Annotated in this window: 9 protein-coding genes and 2 pseudogenes; 4 read left to right on the forward strand and 7 right to left on the reverse strand. The window is 33.8% G+C overall.

All coding sequences use genetic code 11. From position 1 onward, the window contains the following. The 3 genes from AB3X49_RS16175 to AB3X49_RS16185 all read right to left on the reverse strand — a co-directional run. The coding region (locus AB3X49_RS16175; RefSeq protein ID WP_367963326.1) for a TetR/AcrR family transcriptional regulator at window positions 1-285 on the reverse strand (285 nt) is incomplete at its 3' end. A 157-nt stretch (window positions 286-442) separates the two neighbouring features. Continuing rightward, a complete protein-coding gene (locus tag AB3X49_RS16180; protein WP_367963328.1) occupies window positions 443-751 on the reverse strand; it encodes a hypothetical protein in 309 nt (102 codons plus the stop codon). A gap of 70 nt (window positions 752-821) precedes the next feature. After that, window positions 822-1124, reverse strand: coding sequence for an ArsR/SmtB family transcription factor (locus AB3X49_RS16185; RefSeq protein ID WP_367963330.1), 303 nt, complete (start codon window positions 1122-1124; stop codon window positions 822-824). A gap of 151 nt (window positions 1125-1275) precedes the next feature. Here AB3X49_RS16185 and AB3X49_RS16190 point away from each other — a divergent pair, with 151 nt between their 5' ends. Then, on the forward strand, window positions 1276-1551 hold the full coding sequence (locus AB3X49_RS16190; RefSeq protein ID WP_367963332.1) for an HU family DNA-binding protein: 276 nt from the start codon (window positions 1276-1278) through the stop codon (window positions 1549-1551). Window positions 1552-1611: 60 nt separating this feature from the next. On the opposite strand, the gene hfq is transcribed toward AB3X49_RS16190, so the two are convergent. Continuing rightward, window positions 1612-1845, reverse strand: a complete 234-nt coding sequence (gene hfq, locus AB3X49_RS16195) for an RNA chaperone Hfq (protein WP_367963334.1) — start codon at window positions 1843-1845, stop codon at window positions 1612-1614. Between the two features lie 169 nt (window positions 1846-2014). Here hfq and AB3X49_RS16200 point away from each other — a divergent pair, with 169 nt between their 5' ends. Continuing rightward, entirely contained in the window at window positions 2015-2179 is a 165-nt protein-coding gene (locus AB3X49_RS16200; RefSeq protein WP_367963336.1) for a Spo0E family sporulation regulatory protein-aspartic acid phosphatase, read from the forward strand. A gap of 189 nt (window positions 2180-2368) precedes the next feature. Here the strand turns inward: AB3X49_RS16200 and AB3X49_RS16205 are convergent. Next, a pseudogene (locus AB3X49_RS16205) lies at window positions 2369-2725 on the reverse strand (GTP cyclohydrolase); the annotation flags it as partial. 311 nt (window positions 2726-3036) lie between these two features. Here AB3X49_RS16205 and AB3X49_RS16210 point away from each other — a divergent pair. Then, entirely contained in the window at window positions 3037-3228 is a 192-nt protein-coding gene (locus AB3X49_RS16210) for a YqbF domain-containing protein (protein WP_367963338.1), read from the forward strand. A 761-nt stretch (window positions 3229-3989) separates the two neighbouring features. Here AB3X49_RS16210 and AB3X49_RS16215 read toward each other — a convergent pair. Continuing rightward, window positions 3990-4337, reverse strand: a pseudogene (locus tag AB3X49_RS16215) (recombinase family protein); the annotation flags it as partial. Between the two features lie 68 nt (window positions 4338-4405). On the opposite strand from AB3X49_RS16215, the gene AB3X49_RS16220 reads away from it, so the two are divergent. Continuing rightward, window positions 4406-5092, forward strand: coding sequence for an IS6 family transposase (locus AB3X49_RS16220; protein WP_367963340.1), 687 nt, complete (start codon window positions 4406-4408; stop codon window positions 5090-5092). Window positions 5093-5148: 56 nt separating this feature from the next. Here AB3X49_RS16220 and AB3X49_RS16225 read toward each other — a convergent pair. After that, a partial coding sequence (locus AB3X49_RS16225) for a phosphatidylinositol-specific phospholipase C domain-containing protein (RefSeq protein WP_367963343.1) occupies window positions 5149-6017 on the reverse strand: 869 nt, incomplete at its 5' end.

Consider the following 6017-nt stretch of genomic DNA (forward strand, 5'->3'; position numbering starts at 1 on the left):
ATATATAGAAGTGAATAAAACTTCTATATGGTTTTTATCAAGAATGGTTAAATTACCTGCCTTATGATTTATAGACTCTCTTATTGCTCTATAAATCATTCCTTCAAAAAGTTGGTATTTGTCTTCAAAATGAGCATAAAAAGTGGATCTGTTTACATTTGCTTTCTCTGTTATGTTTTTGATAGTTATGTTTTCAATATCCTTCTTTTTTAGAAGAGACGTAAAGGCTTCCTCAATAGACTTTTTTGTATTTGTATTTGTATTTCGTATACCTTGTACCTTCATAAGGTTCTGTTGCAAAGTTTTAAATGCCTTAAAAAAATATGAATTAACATGCACTTATCCAGAATGAATAATTAATAATATACATAAAAATGTATAACTCATTCATAAATTTGGTTAATTTTTAAACTTTGCAACAGAACCAGATGAAATATATGGATTAGAGGTGTATCGTCAAATGAGACGAACAATAATACAACGCTCGTTGCTTCAACTCTTCATACGTGTATAATCTTTGCTTATCAAATAATTTCGGATGTTTCTGTTTATAGTATTGGAACAATTCTTCTCCATTATTCTGTATACGATACCGACGCGTTTCTCTGATTGTACCTGGTATTTCTTCAGAATCAAATTGTCCTAGAATCTGTAATGCCTGTGAAGAAGGGATTTTTTCCCCTATCACATAGGCATGGATAAAAATGAGTTCTTTTATTGTTATATACGTGTAATATGAATTTCCATCCATAGAAGAACCCCCTCTCCTCGTTCTATTTGTGTATCCGTACATGAATAGGCAGATACACAAAGCTATCTGTTTAGCCCATCAGCATGTGAATCGTTTGTTTCACTTGTTTATCGTCCACTCGATAAAATACTTCTGTTCCTTTTCGTTCATGTGATAACACTTTGTAATTTCTCATTTTATAGAGATGTTGTGAAACCGTAGATTGCGGTAATGTTAAAATCTGTTGTAATTCGGTAACATTTAAAGCCTTTTTCTTTAATAATTGATGTGCAATTTGTAGGCGGACAGGATGTGCCAATACCTTCAGTATTTCCGCACTTCGTTCGAGTTCATGATCAAGATCGTTGAGCTCCATATAAAAAACATTTGTCATCTTCTTTCGCCTCATTCTTTTTAGGGTATTTTCTCATATACACGTTTTTTCGTTAGCAAATAATCTAACATGTTACACTTACAAACTATCTTGCACCGTTTTCATTCTCCCCTTATACTAAAACAAGAATCATTACAATAAGAGGTGTCTAATGAATAAAACAGATTTAATTCAAAAAGTAGCAATCGAAACAGGACTAAAAAGACCACAAGCAAGTCTAGCCATAGATACCCTATTCGCATCCATTCAACAAGTTCTGCAAAATGGTGACAATGTCCAGCTAATTGGATTCGGTACATTCGAGGTCCGAGAACGTGCTGCACGAGAAGGGCGGAATCCAATTACTAGGGAATCTCTTATCATTCCCGCGAAAAAAGAAACTGCCTTTAAAGATGGAAAACAATTAAAAGAATCAGTAAACAACTAAATATGTATCTGTCTATTTTTCAAAAGCAGCATGATTCCTTACATTCATGCCTCTTTTCTGTTAGAGGCGAATCGTTGAAATCGCATGTTTATAAATTAGTTGATTTTTGTTATCGGATTCTATCAAAATAGAAAATGCATCATATTCTTTTACTATTCCTTTCATATGAAATCCGTTGATTAAAATCAAAGAAATGACCTTCTTCTTTTGTATGACTTCTTGTAATAACCGTTCCTGCATCGATACGGTATTTCTGGTTCTTTCCTTTAAAACAGGTTGTGATTTTCTCTCCATCCTTCGTTCCTCCCCTTATTCTCAAACTCTTTCCAGATACTGTTCTAATTCCTCCAGAAGCTGTTTCGCCCCTTTTCAAATAGAATATCTTCTCTCTTGTTACCGTTTTTATTCGGGTGAAATGTATGTATACTTTATAACATATTGTATACAACACGGGAGACTATTGATGTCTACATCTTACATTTCCTATTTACAAAAGAAAATTAAGAAGAAACAAAAAATACTTCGAAAATTAACAAAGCTATACAGATTCACACATCCTTTAGTTGTCACCTATAGTCAAGAATTAGATCCATTAGTCATTCTTGTGATGCGCTATCTTTCCTCTTAATGGAGGAGCGATTCGAATTCTTTATACACATGTCCCCTCTATTTTACCATACTTTTTCACTAAATGGTTTTTATAACCATTTTTGTATGAAAATTTTCTTTTTGCACCTCCTAACATTACAATCCCATCCTACTACTGTTATTTGCACCGAAACTACATCTGTTTCGTGGGATTGTCATTGATTATTTTTCCTGGTTCTGTAATCATTTGTAAAGACTGCTTTAATTGGAATCCACAATCACAACGTTTACTACCAAAAATGTCAACAATGTGACAAATACTATGCATACGAATCAGCGCTTCTTCAGCGTTCTCAAAATCGCCATACACGAGTACACTGGATTGCTGCATATCAGCTAGATTAATAGATGGAAGTTTCTCAATAATTCCTTCTACACTATTTGTAGCTTCACTCCATTGCAAACAAGAAGAATACCATTGAAAAACTTTAGTCTTCCCATATAAATGTATTGGTAATTTGATAGGGCCGACTAAATAGATTTCTTTTCCATCTTGATGTATGAATTGACTTTTATCTTCTAACATATGAATTGTATTTGTTGTAATGGTTTATATGTAGAATAAACGGTACTATTTTTTATAGTATTTCGTAACCAAAAGGGGCCCTTATCCAAGAACCTCCTTTTTGTCTGTCATATAAAAAGAGTAGTTAAACAAGGCGTGTATAAAAACATTGTCTTGCGTTCTATACAAAATTGGTATAAAAAACCAATCAATCGGTTATCCTAATAGAAAGAGGGTAGGCTGTACAATCTATCTTTGCAGTGGAAAGGAAACAATACATTTGTTTCCTTTTCGTTTTATTCATATGCTTTTATGAAAAGGACTGTTGATGTATGTATTACGTAACTTTGATAAAGGGTGCATCTTATTATGCATTTGGTCATCGTTTTCTGTTACACAAAGAATGTAAGATTACAAAACGGGAATATCAATATCTACGAAAAAACGATTGGTTTCAGGTACGTGAAGAAGACACCATTCCTCCTTTCTCTCAAGTTATAGAAAAACAGGAAGAAATACCCTGAAGAAAATTAAGAAAATTAAGAAAATAGAGACAATGAATATATCTGTATTTTTTTGTGATTTACAATTCAAGTTAAAGGCATGAAACAACTCTCATCCTATGCACCTACCGTTAACAAGTGGTACATTCATCTGTTGAAATAAAATGCCTGTGTTACTTGAAGGTGAACCTGCATAAAAATTTTATTTTGATTCATACTATTCATAGGTTAGTGAATAGCCTGTACTTGTATTCAAGGTATTCTACAACTTCTTAGGTTTTCTCTTCTACTACTGGGCAGTTAGCTTTTGCTAACTGCTTTGTTATATATATTTTTAATTATTTGGACAGATTAATCTTATACTCATTTGTTGTATTTGCGATTCACTTATTTTCCTCTCAGGACTCTAATTTAGGAGCCCTTTTTTTTATTATATATCCACTTTCACTTCTTTGTTCATAAAATAGTTATCTAAAAACTCTAGTTATCAGATACATTAAAATAGCTAAATATTCGTCTGTAAAGAACCTCATTATAAATAGCGAATCCACCTATTTTGTGCAAATGCTGGCGAATCAAACATTTGTTTAAAAATCATGATATGGATGTTCCCTGTTTTACATGAGTTATAGCAACCCCAACCTATCAAGGGGATTCACTTGATAGATATCACGTCTTCGCCAAATTTTGCAAGACATGATTTAGAATATTAGGTGTGTGCTACAGTGTCAGTTACACTTCTTATATAATAGGAAGAAACTCGGTTGTCTTCTTTTTAAATATCATTCAATTTCAGCTGTATATTTCGTCTTTCCCTGTGCTTCATATTCTTTTACTAGTTTATAAAAAGAAGAACGTTTTATATCATATTTTCTCATCGCTCCGACGGCTGTAATTTTTCCAGATTGCCATTCTCGATAGGCCTCAATAAATCGATCTGTAATTTGTACAGGCGGTCTTCCTAAATGTTTTCCTTTTTTCTTTGCTAATGCAATTCCTTCCGCTTGTCTTTGTTTGATATCATTTCTTTCCTTTTCTGCAAAAGCGGATAGAATGGTAAGGGGTGCTTTTTGTACAGCTTGCTGAATCACATTGTTTGTGGTTTCCCCATTATAATGGACATTAATAAAAGAGTTCTGTTGCAAAGTTTTTCAAATGAAGCTAAGCTGTAGGGAAAATGTGTTGAGGAGAATGATACATGAGATACTTTAAAGGAAAACAGTTTAAGAAAGATATTATATTGGTATCCGTGGGCTACTATTGTCGTTTTTCTTTGAGTTCTCGCGATGTATCTGAACTCCTGAAAGAGCGAGGGATTTCTGTTCACCCTACAACCATCATGCGCTGGGTGCATGAATATGGTAATTTGATTTATCAAATTTGGAAGAAGAAAAATAAATCAGCACATTTCGCGTGGCATTTAGATGAAACCTACATCAAAGTCAAGGGAGAATGGCGTTATCTTTATCGTGCGATTGATCAAGAAGGGTATACCTTGGATATCCAACTTCGTAAAACAAGAGATCATCAAGCTGCTTATATGTTTATGAAAAGATTAGTGAAAGCTTTTGGAGAACCGACGGTTCTCACAACAGACAAGGCTCCTGCTCTACTTTGTGCGTTCAAAAAACTGAAACATAACGGTTTTTATGTGCATACGAAACATTGCACCGTTAAGCATCTAAATAACCTCATCGAACAAGATCATAGGCATATTAAGAGACGTTTTGTTAAATCCGCAGAATTTCAAAGTCTTCGCCATGCTTCCCGTACATTGAAAGGAATCGAAACGATTCATGCTATATACAAACAAAAGAGAAGTCATATTCCAGACTTCTCTTTTTCGACATACAAAGAATTACAGCAATTATTTAGAACTGCTTAAACTACAATAATATTTTGTAAACAGGCTTATGTTTTCTACAACTTTGCAACAGAACCTTAGTATGTATTGTAATTATTGAGCTTAATTATACTGTCAATTAAGCTGTGTCCTGGAAAATCTGCAGCAATGATCCCCGTATGCTGAACAATACCCTCTTGAATGTGTTCTGTTGTAAGAATATTTGTCCCTTCATAATAAATAAAATTCATGTTATAATCCGGGCTGTATAATCTTGGATAATCAGGATAAGCATTCCCAAGGTCGACAGGTTTCCTACCATTCATTGGCGTAAGTAATATACGTTCCCCACCAGTAGTCGTATGATATTGTCCACTAGCCACGAAATAAGGTGAAGCACCTTTTGTGAAAAATCTCCACCCGCCATTTCCACTTAAATGATTCAAAAAGATGGTGTGCTCATAGGCTGTATTTGCCTTAATAAGATGGGATTTTATCTGTGTCCATTTTTCATACATTGCACGTGGCTCATCATCAATATCAAAATAATCCTGTGTATCTAGATTTTCATAAGAAATGCCAAATGTTTTAGATGCAGGAAAGTTTTCTAATACAATGATTTTCCCGCGAACCTCACCTAATTGTGGGTTACTACTGGTTGTGGTAGAGTTATAATTATCTTTCCAAAAATAGGAACTGTATCGATTGTTATTATAATATTCATGTTCAAACGTATCTGAGAATGTCCTTGTATTTCCCGAATCTGTACACTCACCTATACTGGGATTGTCAACACATTCCTGTTTTAATCGCATTAAAATAGTTTCATGAGGGTTTACTTTTAAAAACTCGATTATCTTATCTAACACGTCTGGTCCTAAATGTGCATTTTGATGGACACGGCCATGATTTATAACAAATGTATCATTAAGATGTCGTACTCGAATATCTAAATAGCGAATGCCAG

The sequence above is a fragment of the Bacillus sp. C30 genome (assembly GCF_040838255.1).
GTDB lineage: Bacteria > Bacillota > Bacilli > Bacillales > Bacillaceae_G > Bacillus_A > Bacillus_A mycoides.

Bases quoted from the DNA above. Each gene is read 5' to 3' on its own strand.
- AB3X49_RS16180 (WP_367963328.1), bottom strand. From the start codon at position 751: ATGGATGGAAATTCATATTACACGTATATAACAATAAAAGAACTCATT.
- AB3X49_RS16185 (WP_367963330.1), bottom strand. From the start codon at position 1,124: ATGACAAATGTTTTTTATATGGAGCTCAACGATCTTGATCATGAACTC.
- AB3X49_RS16190 (WP_367963332.1), top strand. From the start codon at position 1,276: ATGAATAAAACAGATTTAATTCAAAAAGTAGCAATCGAAACAGGACTA.
- hfq (WP_367963334.1), bottom strand. From the start codon at position 1,845: ATGGAGAGAAAATCACAACCTGTTTTAAAGGAAAGAACCAGAAATACC.
- AB3X49_RS16200 (WP_367963336.1), top strand. From the start codon at position 2,015: ATGTCTACATCTTACATTTCCTATTTACAAAAGAAAATTAAGAAGAAA.
- AB3X49_RS16210 (WP_367963338.1), top strand. From the start codon at position 3,037: ATGTATTACGTAACTTTGATAAAGGGTGCATCTTATTATGCATTTGGT.
- AB3X49_RS16220 (WP_367963340.1), top strand. From the start codon at position 4,406: ATGAGATACTTTAAAGGAAAACAGTTTAAGAAAGATATTATATTGGTA.